Origin of the sequence: Agriterribacter sp. (assembly GCF_035445465.1) — a bacterium.
GTDB lineage: Bacteria > Bacteroidota > Bacteroidia > Chitinophagales > Chitinophagaceae > Agriterribacter.
Genome location: NZ_DAOMQT010000024.1, coordinates 10613 through 28496, shown reverse-complemented (window position 1 = coordinate 28496; position 17884 = coordinate 10613). Strand labels below are relative to the sequence as shown.

Sequence of the window (17884 nt, the reverse complement as noted above, 5' to 3'; positions counted from 1 at the left end):
AAAATTTTTAAACGGGTTGATCCGGACACCGGCCAGCAGTGTTCCACCACTACTGGCCAATTTTTTTCTCGGGTCAACCTCCGGTGGTTATTTCACGGGATAAAATATCATAGTGTTCAGTTATTTTTCTTTTTGTGATGTATGGCTTACGATAATTTTACTATCACTTATCTTAAATTGTACATGACCGGTGAGTTGCAGGTAATGCAATAATTTTGATACCGGAACATTCCTCGAAATTGTAGCATTAAAATGGCCGTTGATTCCACCATCATATACTACCGGCACATTGTACCATCTTTCTACCTGCCGCATGATCATCTTAATATCAGTATCCTTAAATTTGAATAATCCTTCTTTCCAGGCTACTACTTCATCGGTGCTTACGTTATTTGAAACGGTTAATGTTCCATCGGGTGTTAAAATGCCCTGCTGTTCCGGCTTTAGCACTTTCGCCTGGTTTCCTTTAGCACCATGCATCCTGACACTGCCTTCTAATAAAGTGGTTTTTATTGATCCTTCGTTTTTATAAGCATTAATATTAAAGTGCGTGCCCAATACTTCAATTTGCGCATTGCCGGTTTTAACAACGAAGGAGCGCTTTTCATTCGTTTTGAGAGCAACGGAGGAGGCAACTTCAAAATATCCCTCCCCCGTAAGTTCCACTACCCGTTGCTTTCCCGTAAATACAACGGGGTACTTTAAGGATGAAGCAGCATTGAGCCACACCGTAGTACCATCTGACAGTACTATTTTAAAAGTGCCGCCATTGGGTATAGTCAGCGTATTGTATTTAGCCGGGATTTCTGTTGTTGTACTGGATGCATATACCAGTTCGCCATCGGCTGATTTATTAATGGTAACCCCAAACTCATTTTTGATCGCGCCGGTGGTGGCGCCCTCCATATCTACAACAGCGCCATCCGAGAGCGTTAGTGTGGCTTTGTTCCCTCCCGGTTCTATGTCCTGCTCTGTAACGGCAATTGCTGGCGCGCTTGAATTATTGGATGGTTGAGATGAAAAATAGTAGGCCGCAATTGATACTGCCAGCACTACAGACGCAGCAACGGCGTATGTCCATAATTTACCGGAGTTTTTTACCTTTTCCGGCGGCAAGCCTAATCTTTGCCGCAGATCCTGGTACGCTGCACCGGGATTTAATTTTTTCATTTTGGAAAGAACAGCCTCAATATTCTTTTCATCTGTAAGCTCTCCAAACAGCCTGTTATTATCATCACTTGCTGCAACCCAGTCGTCTAACTCATCATGTTCTTTTTCGGTGAGCGATTGTTGTATGTATCCCGCAATAAGGTAGGCTACACGATAAGGATCGCCCCGCGGAAATGATTCATCACCAGAATAATTATAGCCGTTTTGCTTCATCCTTCTAATATTTTATTTTTTGGGGTCGGTTGGAAATTCACATTAACATTTCGCATGAAAAGGTTTTTCATACGCTGTTTCATGGTATTAAGTTAACCAATGTACCCGACAATACTAATCCCGAATTCCTTTTCGTAATAAAGAGGTGATACAGGAGATAAACGTCTAAGAAAAGCTGCACTTTATTTTATAAGCCAGCATAAAAGTAGCAGATAGGGAAATATAATTTTTCTGCGGAGGGTATCCAAGCCCAATAGTTTTTGAGTGCGTACAGTGCTTTGCGCCACTTTTAATTGTTCTGCAATTTCGGGGATAGATTTACCTTCTATATAAAGCAACTGAAATATTTTCCTGCATTTGGGTGGAAGAATATTTAATGTTTGGTGCAGGTAACGGGCTACTTCTGTTCTTACAATTATATCAAAAGCATTTTCTTCAACCGCATCCTTGCGCCACTCCTGGCTATTTTGATGGAGCCGGATAATACGGTTTTCTTTTTGATGCCAGCTTGCTGCATCGTGCCGTACAATGGTATACAGGTAGGCTCTGATGGAGCCTGCATTGGTAAACTGGCTGCGTTGCCGCCAGGTTTTCACAAAAGCATCAGAAACAACCTCCTGCGCCGACGCCTCATTATGGGTGTAGTATGCTGCATAAATGCAAAGAGCGGAATAAAATTCATTAAAAAAGAAGGCAAGCGCCTTTTCATCGCCATTTTGAAAGGCGATGGCATACTCATTCCTTGTTGTTCTGTTTTTGTCTGCTTCCATCCCGTAGCAGCAACCTAAGAATTGACGTTAACGAGCCCAAGAAAAACATGTTGACTTTTACACATTTTTGGTTGACCTTTACTACATTTACAAAAAACTATTTTATGGAAACAGAGACAATGGAACAACCAGTTAAAAAACATATTGGTCAGAATCTTCAACGAGTTCGTGTTTACTTGGGCGTAAAACAGGATGCCTTAGCTTCTGACTTAAACATGAGCCAACAAACAATTTCAAAAATCGAACAACAAGAAGATATTGAAGACGGCTTGTTGAAACAAATTGCCGATGCATTAGGTGTTTCACCGGAATTAATAAGAAGCTTCGACTTGGAAAGATCTGTTTATAATATCAATCATCATAATTATCGGGAGGCAACAATATCTGAAGGAGCAACTACTTACGCTATTTCACAACAGGTTAATCCAGTTGATAAAATTATTGAGTTATACGAACGGCTATTACAAAGTGAAAGGGAGAAGATAGATATCTTAAAAGAGGGAAAATAATTTTTTTCATTCGTTTAATATTCGCAGGCAATGGAAACAAAAGACTATGCTAATATTGTTCACATGGGCAGAAAGATTGAGAGAGTTCGTCGGCTCCGTGGAATGACGCAAACTGAACTAGGTGAGGCATTGCATATATCCAAACAGGCTGTATCAAAAATGGAACAAACCGAACAAATTGATGATCAGAGATTGGACGGTATAGCAGCAGCATTGGGTGTGACATTGGATGGGTTGAAAAGATTCAATGAAGAAACCGTTTTATATAATACTATTAACTTCTATGAAAACTGCGGTGTTAAAACAAGTGCTGTAAGTAATAATCACACGTTTAATAATTTCCCAATTGAACAAGCAATAGAAATGTTCGAAAAGCTTTTGCAGAAAGAAAGAGAGAAGTACGAGGAGGTGAAGAAAACAAAGAAATAGAAGGGACGTCAATTTATCTGTATAGGAAGCCCTACTAATTTCTTTCCATTCCTTGCAAATTATAATGAGAAAGAGTAATAAAAAAAGTAAAATTGATCATTTTGTAATTTCTCAGGTTAAAAAATTGAGAGACAGGGATGGCCTGACCCAGGAAGATATAGCTATTCATCTAAATTTATCAACTGGATTTATTGGGCATATTGAAAGTCCGAATTTTAGAGCAAAATTACAATGCCCAGCACATAAATGAATTAGCTAAATTGTTTAAATGTTCTCCTAAAGATTTTATGCCGGATAAACCATTATAACATTACCGATCGAAATTATAAGTCCCGGACAAGAATGCCCGGGGCTTTGAACTTAGCTCACAATATTATAACAGGAAAGAAAACTGTTGAAGAAGCCTGCACAGCTTACGGCGATATTGTAAAAGAGAAGATGAATGGTGGAAACCCGGAATATATGCAAAAACTTACTTTCTCATCACAGGAAAACGCCGCTGATCCTGACAAAATATAGCAGGGCTGACCAAAGAGGATGTAATAAAGGGTATGAAAAAATAAGAGAAAAATAAGATGACCAATAAATAGGTGTTCGTTTTAAAAATCCTCCAAAATAAGTTGTCGGAAAAACATAAACTTTTCCGGCAATTTTAAATTTCACACGCAGGCAAATTTTGGTGAGAGGAGCGTCATTGCAATACCATGAGGATGAAAACCATGAAAGCGAATATTTTGACGCAATTTAGCATTGAAAGACTGTAATTTTAGACATGCAAAGTGATCAAAATCCAGTCGCTACCTGGACTATGGATTATTTTAACTGCACATATACACTGATAAAACTGTTCCAGAAATTTCCTTCACACTTGATTTTTCAGATCCATCCTATTTTGTCAAATATTTTAAAAAACTGGTAGGATTTACCCCGCAATCCTTTAGACTGACAAATGCCTGATACCATACTATTTTCATTTTTACCATGATTTACAAAACTTATTGCATCAATTTTGCTAAAGTCTTAGTACAGTCATAATACTGTCGCAGCATGAACAGGATAATATGAACGGCCGATACTCCAACAATCCTTTGCAGGTTAGCCGTAGGTTTAATATTTCTTTCTGAAGGATTGCAAAAGTATATAACGCCTGAGACAACCGGCACTGGACGTTTCGAAAAAATCGGGCTCACTAATCCTTCTTTCTGGGCTTATTTCACCGGTACATTTGAAATCATTTGCGGCATCTTATTATTAATTGGATTGCTAACCCGCTTTGCTGCTATCCCGCTGCTAATAATAATGGTAGTAGCCTTTATCTCTACTAAAATACCTATTCTTACAAATAAGGGATTTTGGTCAATGGCCCATGAATACAGGACTGATTTTGTTATGACGATCCTGTTGGTTTACCTTCTTATTTACGGCGGCGGCAATTACTCAATAGATAAAAAGATTGCACATCTTCAAAATAAACGATATGAAACAGGAAGCAAATCAGCAAAATGAAAGTTCTTCCACGCACAGGCGAACCTTTGTAAAGAGAGGATTGATCGTAACTTTTTCTGGCATCACCGGGATAAGTTTGCTACCAGGTTGTAGAGACCAAGAGGAAGAAGAAGGTGAAGGGCAGGAAGTTTCACCACCTGAAGATTTAATGCAGGAACACGGCTTATTGAATAGGATATTGCTTATTTATGATACCTGCAAAGTGCATCTTGCCAATAAAGAGTCCTTCCCGAAGGAAACCTTAGCCAATGCCGCTGGCATCATCCGAACATTTGTAGAGGATTATCACGAAAAACAGGAAGAAAATTATTTGTTTCCCCGCTTTCAAAAGGCCAACCAGTTAACCGGTTTGGTGCAGGTGCTTTTGCAACAGCACCAGGCAGGCAGAAGATTAACTGATCAGATCATACAACTTACCAAATCAACCACCGCCAGTGAAACCGAAAATCAAGAATTGGCGCAATGCCTTACCAGTTTTAATGCCATGTACCGTCCTCATGAAGCAAGAGAGGACATGGTTCTGTTTCCGGCATTCAGAAAAATCGTTTCAAAACATGAGTATGATAGCCTGGGTGAAGAATTTGAAAAAAATGAACACAGGCTCTTTGGCGAAAATGGCTTTGAAACAATGGTGGAAAAAGTAGCTGCCATAGAAAAGTCTTTAAACATTTACGAGCTGGCTCAATTTACCCCACAGGCGTAGTTTATTTTGATCATGAAATATTTAATCTTTAAAAGAGAAATTATGAAAAATGAAAACACAAGCAATCCGCTGGAGCATACATCTAATGTGAAGAAAGAATTTGACACACTTATAGATCATTTGCGCAGGGATGTTGAGAAAATGGATGATCCATCGGGTAAGGCGCTTTTTGAAGTCTGCGCAGAAGTGATTACCGGGCTTAAGAAAGCATTTACAGATTACGAACAAAAAAATGAACCTGCCTGGAAAAACTAAACAAGGTGAAAACGGAAGGGAGTTCACTGGCGGAAATAGCAAAATTATTTCTAAAATTAGGTACGATTGGCTTTGGTGGCCCCGCTGTGCATATTGCTATGATGGAAGAAGAAGTGGTAAGGAAAAAGGGTTGGATGACCGAAGATCATTTTTTAGATTTAGTAGGCGCAACCAATTTAATACCCGGCCCCAATTCTACTGAAATGACCATGCACATTGGCCATGAAAGAGCAGGATGGAAAGGTTTGATTGTTGCCGGTTGCTGTTTTATCATACCCGCGGTATTAATTACAGCAGCCTTTGCATGGGCTTACCAAAGCTATGGTCAACTGCCCCAGGTAAAACCCTTTCTGTATGGTATTCAGCCAGCCATCATAGCTGTAATAGTTTCCCTCATGATCAGGTTGGGCCGAAAAGCTTTAAAAAGTATAGAATTAGGCGTCATTGGATTATTGGCGGCAGTTGCGGTACTGGCAGGATTCAATGAAATATATGCGCTCTTTGGCGGTGGATTGGCAGGCATCTTACTACATCTTTTTAAGTCGCCCGGGAAATCTGTTAATGGTGTCTTTCCTTTTGTTCTATTGCAAATTTCGAATGCACCTGTTCATTCAACAGACTTCAGATTATTTTGGATTTTTCTAAAGATAGGTTCCCTTCTTTATGGCAGTGGTTATGTACTCTTTGCGTTTTTGGATGCTGAGTTCGTTGCTAAAGGAATACTTAGCAAGCAACAATTGATAGATGCTATTGCAGTTGGTCAGTTTACACCAGGTCCGGTTTTTTCGTCAGCTACTTTCATTGGTTGGCAAATCAACGGAATAAACGGTGCTATTGCAGCAACTGCAGGTATTTTTGCCCCCTCTTTTTTATTGGTTGCTTTTCTCAATCCATTAATACCTAAACTAAGGAAGTCCGCATTGATGTCAGCATTCCTGGATACCATCAACATCGTCTCCATAGCTATTATTTTATCAGTAATCATTGAAATGGGCAGAGCAACTCTGTTGGACTGGAGAACAATTTTGATAGCAATGATCAGTTTTTTTATTACCAGTTATTTCAAAAAGATGAATACTGCTTTCATTGTTTCAGGCGGTGCATTGCTTGGATATTTGCTAACACTGCTTTAAATAACCTATTTATAGATTTGTCAGTCGCATGTTGCAGTAAATAAAGCAACCGCAGATTCGCAATAGTAGTATAAACTCACGGCATAAGGCAAGCTGCCTTTACTGTTCTTAAAATGCTGCCTTTTTTTTAACTTCTAACCTTTCCTTTTTAGAACATGCGCTATTGAGTGTTTTAAGCATCATGAAGTTATTGCATCAATTATTTCACAAAGTTCGGTCCTTGCCTGGGATATGCTGGCAAGGAACTACGCCATAAACACTGATCCTTTCGCACAAGGCCTTCATTTATTGCGTTCCTCTTTGCGCAAATCCGGCGCGGGCCGGTAGTGCTTTCCTAATTTATTTCAATCACTTTAAAACAATGAATTATGGAAAGTACAAACACTCAATTAGCATGGACACAGGTAGCCGAAGTAGAACTTGTTTATAAAACAAAGGTGAAGCTGTCTGAACGCCCTAAAGTGCAAAGTTCATCTGACATGTATGAACTCTTTTTGCAATTATGGAACAAGGAACTGATAGAATTGCAGGAAGAATTTAAGGTGTTGCTTCTTAACAGAAGTAATAAGGTATTGGGAATCTACCCCGTTTCCAGCGGCGGAATAACCGGCACTGTCGCTGATCCCCGTCTCATTCTGATAGCTGCTTTGAAGGCGGGTGCCTGTGCCCTTGTTCTAAGCCATAATCATCCGTCAGGCAGTATAAAGCCAAGCAGGGCGGATGTAGAACTGACTTATAAAATTAAAGAAGCGGCGAGGTATCTTGAAATTCATTTGATTGATCATATCATCGTCAGCGTAGAAAACTATTACTCCTTTGCTGACGAAGGGCTGCTGTAAAGCACCCTTTTTTTATGCAACTATAAAAGGGCATACCTGGTGCGACTACTCAGTACGTTCATAAAATGTGAGCAAGTTGCGGTGATGGTCCAATGCCGGAAACTCCCTTGTTCCCCAGGGTTGAGTTTCAACAACCGTATCAGGATTATAAATGACACCTTGCTTTTTATATTCTTCAAACAACTCATTGATACCTTGTACTTCAATACGGCAACTGGCGGTACCGGCTAAGAAACTTTCAGCACCGCTGCAAATAGGCTCTGCAGCCAAAGCCGCTCCCTTGGTTTTCCAGGTTTCATCTCCTGACTTCCATAAATGTATTTCGACTTCATCACGAACAGCTATGACGAAGCCATCATCATGATGACGAATTGTAAAGCCCAGCTTAGTTGTATAGAATTCCATTGATTGTTTTATATCCTGAACAGGAAGGGCAGGAATGGTCTTTATCATTTTCATATTATGTACAACATGATTTATTCAACTGTATTGGTGGACAAGCCACATTTCCATAACTGCAAAATACACAGCAATCTCCCTGCTTTGGTTTTAGGATAGTTTCACAATTTGTACACTTATAAAAATATTGACAAGCATCTACAGGCATTGTTTCTTCTTTCTGAAAACCGCAATGTGGGCAGGTGATTGTTGATTGGAGTATTACAGTCGTTTCCATAATCTATTGTTTTTCGAAGCAGGATTTGCCGTTTTTACAAACTGCACTATAAGCATTTATTGAGCCGGGGGTTTTACAAGGACATAACTTTTTACTTTGTAACCTGTTTTATTAATTGCAGTTTCAATAGCAGATTCATTAACTTTTGATCTATCAAAATCTACTAAGCTGCTCCGTGTGGCATAAGAAGTTTTGTAACTTACTACACCTGTTACTTTTGACAACTCATTATTTACATGCTCTTCGCAAGCCTCACAGGTCATGCCTTGTATGGTGAATTTTGCCTGTTGTTTGTTATCAACGGCTACAACTGTTGCTGCCTGCACTTTTGGTTTTGGATAAAACACTTTTGCATACAATGGGAAAGTCATCATTAGAATAGCAAAAACAGTTACTATCACCAAAAAGGTTTTGGATTGAAGGAATGAAACCTTCTTTGTTGTTTCGCAATTACAATCCACATCATTTGTTTTAGCTGGTTTTAATTTAAGATACCAGGCAAATGCTAATACAGCAATTGATAATCCTATTAAATAAGGTCTTGCTGGTTCAAGCCAGGAAAAATTAGCGGCTACACTGCTGCTCCCGGCTAATAATGCAATAACCGGTGTTATACAACAAAGCGAAGCTGCTATAGCAGATAGAACACCTGCACCTGTAAATGTGTCAAGTGATTTTATCCTTGTCATACCGTTTGACTCTTTAAATTTTGCTGATTGATATATTTGAAAAATGGCTTCAGAACCTTCAGGTGTTCTTCTTTAAGCGAGTAATAAATAGTCTGACCTTCCCGTCTTGATTCAATAATATTTCCATCTTTTAATTTGCGCAAATGCTGAGATACAGCCGGAATAGACATACCTAAAATATCGCTGATATCACAAGGACAAAGCTCAGTTTCTTCTTCCAACAGATATAGTATTTTCAGACGAACTTCGTTGCCTGCCAGTTCAAGGACTTTGCTCAATTGGGAAAATGAAAGCGCATTTGCCTTTAGCTTGTTTTTGCATTCGCTGATCTGTGCCTGATCAGCAAATACCCTGATACATTTTGTTGGTTCCATAAAGCAATTATGAAACAAAGAAAAGCTTTTTTTCGCATTTAAGCAAATGCTTAAATACATGACTCTATTCAGTTTTACCATGCAGAAATATGGCTCCCAAGAGATTATGGCATAACTTTCTGATAATTAAAATGAATAATCCTACGGTATTAATCTCTGGTGCAGGGCCGTCAGGCTTAATGATGGCAGCCCAACTGGCAATGTTCCAGGTGCCGTTTCGCATTATTGATAAAAATGAAGATCACACTACACAGTCAAGAGCATTAGTCATACATGCACGTTCATTGGAGATATTTGATCAAATGGGAATAGCCAATGAAGCGATTAAACAGGGAGAAAAAGCAAGGGCGGTTAATTTAATTGCAAATGGAAAAAGAAAATTGCGGTTTAATCTTGAAGGCGTAGGTTGCATGGTGGATAGTTGCCGTGAGTGCAAATACTGCAAAGATGGATTAGAACAATATTGTGCAAAGGAAAATATCCAAACCTATATCGGAGCAAATAAACATTTGGGCAAACAAACTTTCGGCGGTTATTCGGAACGGATCATTGCAGATGAAGATTTTGTTTTGCATGTACCCGAAAACTTGGATATACCACGGAACCCAGGTAATTCCTAAAGCCATATTTGAGGGAACCGAAGGTGTCAGAACATTTATCAATAACATCCCCACACAAACAGAAATAATCAGCTTTGAACTGCAGCAATTTATTTGCGATGGGAAAATGGTTGTTGTTTTAGGCCTGGAACACCAAAAGGCAAAAAGATCGGGAAAGGAACTCAAAGCTAAGTGAGGTGGAGGATGATGAAAATCAAGCCCGTGAATCACGGGCCTGATTTAGCATTTATTATGCCTGAAGACTAAACCAAAATAAAGGTATACTTTTAAACAAAGAGCCTGGTAAAAACAGGGGCAATTTTTGAGGCTTCCTCTCTTTTATCAAAGTCTAATCTTTATGCCGCCATTTACTACAAAGCCATCCACAGGTGCATATATATCCTTGAAAATGGGATTGTTTATACTCCCGGTATAAATAGAATCAAATCTCGTTTGTCTTGTATCGAAAATATTCTCGAAGTTGATAAACACGGAAAACTTTTCCCAAAGCTTTTCAGCCATTAGCCCGCTTATCCAATAGGATTTGCCCACTGTACCGTCACCTAATTTCTGCGGGCTGAAATAATAGGCTTCCAAACCGATCTTTAATTTGTCCTCGATTTCATACATCAGCACATTGTTCAGCCTGTGTCTTGCCGTTAGCGGAAACCAGCTTTTATTGCCACTGAAATGAGTGTTCACATCTGCATACGTATAGCCAATGAATAATTTAAAATCACTATAACTAAAACGTAGATTTGTCTCCATTCCTTTTGTATCTATAAATCCCGGCGTATTCACAAACTCAAAGTTGCCACCGGTTGCAGGTCTTAAAACCAAGGGCTTGCTAAGGCGTGTATAAAAGAAAAGCTGGTTTATGGCGATACCTACTTCGCCAACCCTTGTACGGTAATTAAAATCAAGATTACCACCAACAGACTTTTCGTTATTGGCGATCTGCTGATTGATTGGTAAAATATTCTGGAATTGAATTTTCTCTGCATCTTCATTGAATACCGTAGGTGTTTTATAACCTAAACCACCGCCCAGCCTGATAGTGAGTTTTTGCGAAGCCTTTAGCATAGCAGATATGCGTGGCAATAGTGCAAAGCCATATTGTTTCACATAGTCTCCCCTCAAACCGGTTTCCAATGAAAAATCAGGTACTGGTGTCCAGGTGTTCTGTACAAAGACACCATAGGTGGTATAAGAGTAATTTCTAAGTGCAGTTGGATTGTGTTTCTTTTCCTTAAAATCATCCGTGAGGAAATTAACACCTGCTATCCAGAAAGCTTTTTCTCTTTTATGCGTAAAGTTCAGTTCTGAATACGAGGATTGCTGTGTTCCTTCAAATGTGTAAGTTGGCACCGTAATAAGCCTGTTGAAATTGGAGAAGCTGCTTTTAAAATTCAGGTTGCTGCTCTCACTTAATTTGTGTTGCACATCCACCTGTGTAGTAAACCGGTCAGTCTTGTTTTGTTCAAAATAACCGGATGTGCCGTTCTTAATATAGTCCATGCTACCTCCTGTTCTCTTCTCTTTAATATAACTGAATCCTACATTAGCATTAGTTTTCACTCCATAGATAAACAATCTTGGGTTAATCGTATATCGTTCGAACTCTGGTATAGCAGTCAGTCCAATATCCGCAGGGTCATAAGCGCTGCCCGTATTACGGGAACCAAAAACCGTTAAACCTACGCTTTTAAATTTCTGACTATAGAACCCACTTAGATCTAAACCCTTTGCAGATGTGGCATTGGCCAAAAAGCTGATTTCCCTTTTTGCTGTTGGCGTTTTTGATACCAGGTTTACAAGTCCTGCGATTGCACCACCACCGTACAAGGTGGATGAAGACCCTTTAATTACCTCTACTTGTTTTAAATCCAGGGGCGCTATCTGCATAAGGCTTAATCCGCCGGAAAATCCTGCGTATAGCGGAAAGCCATCTTTTAGTATTTGTGTGTACCGTCCGTCCAATCCCTGTATCCGGATAGATGAGTTATAAGAAGTAGCAGAGGTTTGCTGTGTTTGAATACCGGTGCTTTCATTTAACAACATTCGTATATCACCCGGCTTCATGTTACCTTTCTCTGTTAACTCTTCTCCTGAAATAGTTTCAACTCTTGTCGGGATATCGCTTATCGAACGACTTGTTCTTGTTGCAGAAACAATGATTTCTTCTTCATGCTCGTCTCCTTCTTCTAACAGAACTTCCGCAACTGCATTGTCCGTTTGTGGCACCGGCACAGTTACTTCCATGTCTTCCATATCTGTATAAGATACTTTGATAACATATGTACCTGTTGGAATATTTGTAAAAGTTATAATACCTGTGGTGTCTGCAGCAGCCGCTTTATTTAGCGAGGTTATAGTTGCAGTTGCGCCGGCAAGAGGCGTTTTATCACTGCTGTTCTTCACAGATAATTTTATGGTATGCTGCGAATAAGTATTGATAGCGCAGAAAGCCGCTAAAAATACAAAGAGTATTTTTTTCATTGATTGTAAAGAATAAAGTAAATAATTAATTCAGTCTGTTCTGATTTATCAGATGCTGCGGGGTGGCTGGAACAGGCTGGAGTAATATTCTGAAGTGAAAGAGAAATAAAAACTACTATAGCTGACCTGGATATAAAATCCACTTGGTTCAATCAATGGGTCATTATTTGTTACGGTAAATCCATTTGCTACCGAGCAAATAGAGAACGGTGAACAACCTTTGCAATTATTGTGTTCCCCAGGCTCTGCCGACCCGGCCGTATGCTCTTCCTGTTCGCAATTATCAAAAACGAAGCAGGGAAAAACTGCACAGAAAAGGATATAAAAGGAGAATATAAAGGCAATTATTTTCACAGGTGGCAAAACTAACTTAATTTTTGATAGGCTTTGCTTATTATATCAGCAGCCTGCTGCCATTAAAATAAGCAGCACATAACTTCCCCGGGAATACCGCCTTTTGTTTTACCTACGTACCAAAAATTAATTCATTGTGATAATAATTTTGTCTCGCTAACAGACGCTTTTTGCAACTTCATTACTAATTTTATCTTCTTTTTTATATAAAATTGAATCGTAACACGCTATTTTTGCAACAATGAAATTTTTATTCTCCTTTTTAGGTTTTTTTATGATCTACTTGTCATGCCTCCCATGCAGCGACAGTAAGGAGTGTAATGTAAGAGCTGAAGTAAAAATTTCAACTTCTAATAATCATCAGCAACACAATCATACTAAGGAAGCCTGTACTCCTTTTTGTACATGCTCTTGTTGCGCCGTTTCAGCATTTTATTCTCCATCATCTAAAATACAGGTTACAAAAGTTATTTTTCAATCAGAAAGGTATCTCATCTATAACATAGCTTTCAATACTGAAACATATTATTCTATCTGGCAGCCTCCTAAGTTAGCTGTATAATATCTAATCTTCAGTGCATTTGTCTATGCACTTTCTACATTTAATTTGTCACCTTTTCAACGAATTGAGGTTATGGCTAAATCGAAGTCATCAACCCGTAAAAAACCTGTTTACAGCAAAATAAAAGATCCTGTAAAACCAAAGTGGATGCGGGTTACAAAATTAATAACAATGATACTGCTTGGTATTATTATGTTGATGGCCATTGCTGGCATCATGATCAGGTACTATCGTCTTGTATCAACTCATAAATAAAATTATGCTCAATACAATCATTCGTTTCAGTATAAAAAATAAGCTGATTATCGGATTAATGACGCTGGCCCTTATCATCTGGGGGGTATGGAGCGCATCCAAACTTCCGCTTGATGCCGTGCCGGACATTACCAATAACCAGGTACAGATTATTACACTTACCCCAACTTTGGCCGCGCAGGAAACAGAACAATTGGTTACCTATCCTATTGAACAAAGCCTTGCCAACCTTCCCGACCTCGAAGAAATGCGTTCCATATCAAGGTTTGGTTTATCGGTTATCACCGTGGTTTTTCATGATGACATTAACATTTATTTTGCCCGTCAGTTAATTAATGAAAAACTGAAAGAAGCTGAAGAAAAAATTCCAAAGGGAATTGGCACACCGGAGTTAGCACCTGTTAGCACCGGCCTGGGTGAAATTTACCAATATGTTATTCATCCCAAAAAAGGTTCGGAAGATAAATACTCGGCCATGGATTTGCGTACCATGCAGGACTGGATTGTAGCACGGCAATTATATGGCACGGCAGGTGTAGCGGAAGTAAACAGTTTTGGCGGTTTGCTGAAACAGTACGAAGTAGCGGTAAACCCTAACCGCCTGAAGGCTATGAATACAACCATTGCCGAAATATTCTCCGCCCTGGAAAAGAATAATGAAAATACCGGCGGTGCTTACATTGATAAAAAACCAAACGCCTATTTTATCCGTGGTATCGGTTTAATTGGTTCAATGGATGATATAAAAAATATTGTTGTTAAAAAAGTAAATAATATTCCTGTTCTGGTAAAGGATGTGGCAGAAGTACAATTGGGTAATGCTGTTCGTTATGGGTCTGTTACCTACAATGGTGAAAAAGAAGTAGTAGGCGGTATTGTAATGATGCTTAAGGGGGCAAATAGTGCGGCCGTAGTGGAAAGGGTTAAGGCCAAAATGGAAATCATTAAAAAAGCAATGCCGGATGATGTGGAGATAGAAGCTTATGTGGATAGGACAAGTTTGGTAAACCGCGCCGTAAATACCGTGAAAACAAATTTAATTGAAGGGGCGTTGATTGTATTGCTGGTGCTGGTATTATTCCTGGGCAATCTTCGGGCGGGTTTGATTGTAGCTTCTGCCATTCCGCTTTCCATGCTGTTTGCATTGGGTATGATGAATATATTTGGTGTTAGCGCCAACCTCATGAGTTTGGGAGCCATAGATTTTGGTTTGATTGTAGATGGTGCGGTTATCATTGTAGAAGCAACACTGCATTTTTTAGTGGCTAAAAAAATAACGGGCAAGCTATCCCAGCAGCAAATGGATGAAGCCGTGGAAGGGAGTGCGAAAAAAATGATGAGTTCGGCGGCCTTCGGGCAAATTATTATTTTAATCGTTTACCTACCCATTCTTTCTTTACAGGGCATTGAGGGCAAAATGTTCCGGCCAATGGCACAGACCGTAAGCTTTGCTATTCTGGGAGCATTGATACTTTCTCTTACCTACATACCTATGGCATCGGCCCTGTTCCTGTCTAAAAATATATCGCACAGGAAAACGATTGCCGACAAGCTGATGAATTTCTTTCAACGCGGATATTCACCGCTAATACGTTGGGCCATCAAAATGAAATACACCGTGGTGAGTGGCGCTGTAGCATTACTGGCAATTGCATTGGTCATCTTTGGCAGGATGGGGGGCGAATTTATCCCTCAATTGCAGGAAGGTGACTATGCATTCCACTGCATACTACCGCAGGGTACCTCACTTACCCAAAGTGTGGAAACTTCCATGCAGGCCAGCCGCATCATCAAATCATTTCCCGAAGTGGAAATGGTGGTAGGTAAAACAGGAAGCGCCGAAGTACCCACTGACCCTATGCCACCGGAAGCTTCAGATCTTATCATTACGCTGAAACCAAAAAGCGAATGGACAACTACCAACGATTATAATGAATTGGCCGCAATGATGATGAAAAAATTGGAAATCATTCCCGGTGTTTTCTTTGAAGCGTCGCAACCCATTCAAATGCGGTTTAATGAATTAATGACAGGTGTAAGGCAGGATGTAGCTATTAAAATATTTGGAGAAAACATTGATACGCTGGCTGTACTTGCACCCAAAGTGGCCGCAATAGTGCAATCGGTAAAAGGAACAACAGATCCACAGGTGGAAAGAACCACCGGCCTGCCGCAGATAACTATTCAATACGACAGGGCGAAGATTGCCGGTTATGGTTTGAATATTGAAGACATTAATCACACGATCAGTACAGCGTTTGCGGGTGAGGCGGCCGGAGTGGTTTTTGAAAACGAAAGAAAATTTGATTTGGTAGTGAGGTTGGATAGTGCCAGTCGTACTTCTATTGATGATGTAAGCAATTTATATGTAGCAACCCCCGATGGCAGTCAAATTCCATTATCACAGGTGGCAACGGTTTCCTTTAAAGAGGGTCCGGCACAGATAAGTCGTGAAGACGGCAAGCGAAGAATAGTAGTTGGGTTTAATGTAAAAGACCGTGATGTGGCCAGTGTGGTAGCAGAGATACAGGAAAAACTGAACGCTGCTAAAATGTTGCCCACCGCCTATTATTATACTTATGGCGGCACATTTGAAAACCTGCAGGAAGCATCGGCAAGGTTACGAATCGCGGTGCCTGTGGCCCTTGCTTTGATTTTCCTGTTGCTCTATTTCGCCTTTGGCTCTATGAAAGAAGCTTTGTTGATTTTTACAGCCATTCCCATGAGTGCTATAGGTGGTGTGTTTGCATTGCTGTTAAGAGGAATGCCTTTTAGTATTTCAGCAGGTGTGGGTTTCATCGCCTTGTTTGGAGTGGCGGTATTAAACGGCATCGTCCTGATAAGCACATTCAATCAATTGGAAAAAGATGGAATAAAGGACATTATACAAAGGGTGCTTGAAGGAACAAAAATTCGTTTGCGACCTGTATTGATGACGGCAACTGTTGCTTCATTAGGGTTCATTCCAATGGCATTGTCCACTGGTGCAGGGGCAGAGGTACAAAAGCCATTAGCTACTGTTGTAATTGGTGGATTGATTACCGCTACATTTCTTACACTGGTAGTGCTGCCACTACTCTATATCATTTTTTCAACAAAAAGAAAAAAGAAAATGCCTGCCCGCCCTGGAGGGAAAATAGTTTTGCCTGCTATTGCAATAATTGCATTGTTAACCTTTTCTGGCAGTGTACAGGCACAACAGCCAAAAAGAATTGATATTAATGAAGCTATAACTTCAGCAAAAAGCAACCTGCAATACGAAATAAATAACCAGCAGATAAATAAAGGGAAAGCACAAATACGAACCGCAACCGCATTGCCCAAAACCGGTGTATTTGCCGAAAATGAAGACATGCGACCAAGTGATAACAAAGGCGTCTTAAAAATTGGCCTGTCACAAAATATTGCATGGCCCGGTTTGTACAGGTCACAAAAAAACCTGTACACACAACAATTGAAATATTACCAGGCGGGTACCGCCGCTATTGACGCCGATATTAAAAGAGATGTGCGAACAGTATATTACCAGCTTTGGTATTTACAGGATAAACAACAATTGTTTCATCGCTTAGACAGTATTTATAAATCCCTGAATGAAGCGGCAATATTAAAAGTGCAAACAGGCGATAGCCCCGGGTTGGACAGCATTGCAGCAAGTGTACGGATGAAAGAATTGCAGGCGCTGTTACAACAAATAAGTAATGATATACAAATTCAGCAACAGTCGTTGATGCAATTACTTAATACAAATGAACAGCTATTGCCTATGCAGGAGCCGTTGGAAAAACTAACAATGCATGGCGCCGCCAATGATAGTATGCATCCGGCGCTGGCTTTGCAAACACAAAATATAAATATTGCCAATGCCGGAATTGCTGTAATAAAAAATGAAAATAAGCCTGAGTTCTCAGGGCGTTTCTTCAGTCAGCGGTTGTATGGAGCTAAAGATCCATTTACCGGCTTTTCGGTAACAGCGGCATTTCCTTTGCTTGGTGGAGACGCTTATCGCAATAAAGTAAAGGTTGCACGGGCAAATATGGCGGTGCAACAAAAGCAATTTGAATATGGCAAACAGGTGTTCGCCACTCAGCAGGCGCAGGTACAAAATGAAGTGGAAAAGAATAACAGCCTTTTATTTTTTTATGAAACAACAGGATTGAAGCAAGCTGAGGAAATCATAAAAGCCGCATCGCTGGCATACCGGTCAGGAGAAATAAGTTTTGCGGAATTGTCTCAATTCTTAACCCAGTCAATAGATATTCAAAAGAATTATTTGGAAGTGTTGAATGCCTACAACCATTCAGTTATTCAATACAATTACTACATCAATCAATAAAAAAGTATTTAAA

General features: G+C 39.8%; 21 protein-coding genes. 13 read left to right on the top strand and 8 right to left on the bottom strand.

Annotated elements, in window-relative coordinates; translation table 11 throughout:
* Positions 1-120: 120 nt before the first annotated feature.
* Together PLE34_RS12860 and PLE34_RS12855 are read right to left on the bottom strand one after the other, a co-directional pair.
* Complete coding sequence (locus PLE34_RS12860; RefSeq protein ID WP_324557608.1) at positions 121-1383, bottom strand: FecR family protein; 1263 nt, start codon at positions 1381-1383, stop codon at positions 121-123.
* Positions 1384-1565: 182 nt separating this feature from the next.
* Positions 1566-2153, bottom strand: coding sequence for an RNA polymerase sigma factor (locus PLE34_RS12855; RefSeq protein ID WP_324557607.1), 588 nt, complete (start codon positions 2151-2153; stop codon positions 1566-1568).
* Positions 2154-2257: 104 nt separating this feature from the next.
* Here PLE34_RS12855 and PLE34_RS12850 point away from each other — a divergent pair, with 104 nt between their 5' ends.
* From PLE34_RS12850 to PLE34_RS12810, 10 genes are all read left to right on the top strand, one after another.
* Positions 2258-2662 (top strand): helix-turn-helix domain-containing protein, encoded by a 405-nt coding sequence (locus PLE34_RS12850; RefSeq protein WP_324557606.1) that lies wholly within the window; start codon positions 2258-2260, stop codon positions 2660-2662.
* A 30-nt stretch (positions 2663-2692) separates the two neighbouring features.
* Complete coding sequence (locus PLE34_RS12845) at positions 2693-3091, top strand: helix-turn-helix domain-containing protein (RefSeq protein ID WP_324557605.1); 399 nt, start codon at positions 2693-2695, stop codon at positions 3089-3091.
* Positions 3092-3155: 64 nt separating this feature from the next.
* Positions 3156-3341: a helix-turn-helix transcriptional regulator gene (locus PLE34_RS12840; RefSeq protein WP_324557603.1), complete on the top strand. Its 186-nt coding sequence runs from the start codon at positions 3156-3158 to the stop codon at positions 3339-3341.
* Positions 3342-3445: 104 nt separating this feature from the next.
* Positions 3446-3610, top strand: coding sequence for a hypothetical protein (locus tag PLE34_RS12835; protein ID WP_324557601.1), 165 nt, complete (start codon positions 3446-3448; stop codon positions 3608-3610).
* Between the two features lie 303 nt (positions 3611-3913).
* Positions 3914-4048 (top strand): helix-turn-helix domain-containing protein, encoded by a 135-nt coding sequence (locus PLE34_RS21880; RefSeq protein WP_502875877.1) that lies wholly within the window; start codon positions 3914-3916, stop codon positions 4046-4048.
* 126 nt (positions 4049-4174) lie between these two features.
* Entirely contained in the window at positions 4175-4597 is a 423-nt protein-coding gene (locus tag PLE34_RS12830) for a DoxX family protein (RefSeq protein WP_324557662.1), read from the top strand.
* Positions 4569-5300: a hemerythrin domain-containing protein gene (locus PLE34_RS12825; protein WP_324557600.1), complete on the top strand. Its 732-nt coding sequence runs from the start codon at positions 4569-4571 to the stop codon at positions 5298-5300. The genes PLE34_RS12830 and PLE34_RS12825 overlap by 29 nt, the downstream gene beginning before the upstream one ends.
* A 42-nt stretch (positions 5301-5342) precedes the next feature.
* Positions 5343-5555 carry a hypothetical protein gene (locus tag PLE34_RS12820; protein WP_324557598.1) on the top strand — a complete coding sequence of 71 codons (213 nt, stop codon included), beginning with the start codon at positions 5343-5345 and terminating at the stop codon, positions 5553-5555.
* A 5-nt stretch (positions 5556-5560) separates the two neighbouring features.
* Positions 5561-6688 (top strand): chromate efflux transporter, encoded by a 1128-nt coding sequence (gene chrA / locus PLE34_RS12815; RefSeq protein WP_324557596.1) that lies wholly within the window; start codon positions 5561-5563, stop codon positions 6686-6688.
* Between the two features lie 368 nt (positions 6689-7056).
* Complete coding sequence (locus PLE34_RS12810; protein ID WP_324557595.1) at positions 7057-7527, top strand: JAB domain-containing protein; 471 nt, start codon at positions 7057-7059, stop codon at positions 7525-7527.
* Positions 7528-7572: 45 nt separating this feature from the next.
* Here the strand turns inward: PLE34_RS12810 and PLE34_RS12805 are convergent, their stop codons facing one another.
* Genes PLE34_RS12805 through PLE34_RS12790 form a run of 4 tightly spaced genes read right to left on the bottom strand, consistent with a single transcriptional unit; the run spans position 7573 to position 9266 of the window.
* Positions 7573-7986, bottom strand: a complete 414-nt coding sequence (locus PLE34_RS12805; RefSeq protein ID WP_324557594.1) for a bleomycin resistance protein — start codon at positions 7984-7986, stop codon at positions 7573-7575.
* A gap of 1 nt (position 7987) precedes the next feature.
* The gene (locus tag PLE34_RS12800) at positions 7988-8203 is read right to left on the bottom strand and encodes a GDCCVxC domain-containing (seleno)protein (RefSeq protein ID WP_324557592.1); all 216 of its coding nucleotides are present in this window, start codon (positions 8201-8203) and stop codon (positions 7988-7990) included.
* Between the two features lie 56 nt (positions 8204-8259).
* Positions 8260-8892, bottom strand: a complete 633-nt coding sequence (gene merTP, locus PLE34_RS12795; protein WP_324557591.1) for a mercuric transport protein MerTP — start codon at positions 8890-8892, stop codon at positions 8260-8262.
* Positions 8889-9266 (bottom strand): ArsR/SmtB family transcription factor, encoded by a 378-nt coding sequence (locus PLE34_RS12790; protein ID WP_324557589.1) that lies wholly within the window; start codon positions 9264-9266, stop codon positions 8889-8891. The genes merTP and PLE34_RS12790 overlap by 4 nt, the downstream gene beginning before the upstream one ends.
* 131 nt (positions 9267-9397) lie before the next feature.
* On the opposite strand from PLE34_RS12790, the gene PLE34_RS12785 reads away from it, so the two are divergent.
* Positions 9398-9886, top strand: a complete 489-nt coding sequence (locus PLE34_RS12785) for an FAD-dependent oxidoreductase (protein WP_324557588.1) — start codon at positions 9398-9400, stop codon at positions 9884-9886.
* A gap of 321 nt (positions 9887-10207) precedes the next feature.
* Here PLE34_RS12785 and PLE34_RS12780 read toward each other — a convergent pair whose 3' ends face one another.
* Positions 10208-12364, bottom strand: coding sequence for a TonB-dependent receptor (locus PLE34_RS12780; protein WP_324557586.1), 2157 nt, complete (start codon positions 12362-12364; stop codon positions 10208-10210).
* A 48-nt stretch (positions 12365-12412) separates the two neighbouring features.
* Complete coding sequence (locus PLE34_RS21875; RefSeq protein ID WP_502875875.1) at positions 12413-12718, bottom strand: DUF6660 family protein; 306 nt, start codon at positions 12716-12718, stop codon at positions 12413-12415.
* Positions 12719-12959: 241 nt separating this feature from the next.
* Between PLE34_RS21875 and PLE34_RS21870 the strand changes: the two genes are divergently transcribed.
* Positions 12960-13280 (top strand): DUF6660 family protein, encoded by a 321-nt coding sequence (locus PLE34_RS21870; RefSeq protein WP_502875874.1) that lies wholly within the window; start codon positions 12960-12962, stop codon positions 13278-13280.
* A 259-nt stretch (positions 13281-13539) separates the two neighbouring features.
* Complete coding sequence (locus PLE34_RS12775) at positions 13540-17871, top strand: CusA/CzcA family heavy metal efflux RND transporter (protein WP_324557584.1); 4332 nt, start codon at positions 13540-13542, stop codon at positions 17869-17871.
* The last annotated feature ends 13 nt before the right edge of the window (positions 17872-17884 follow it).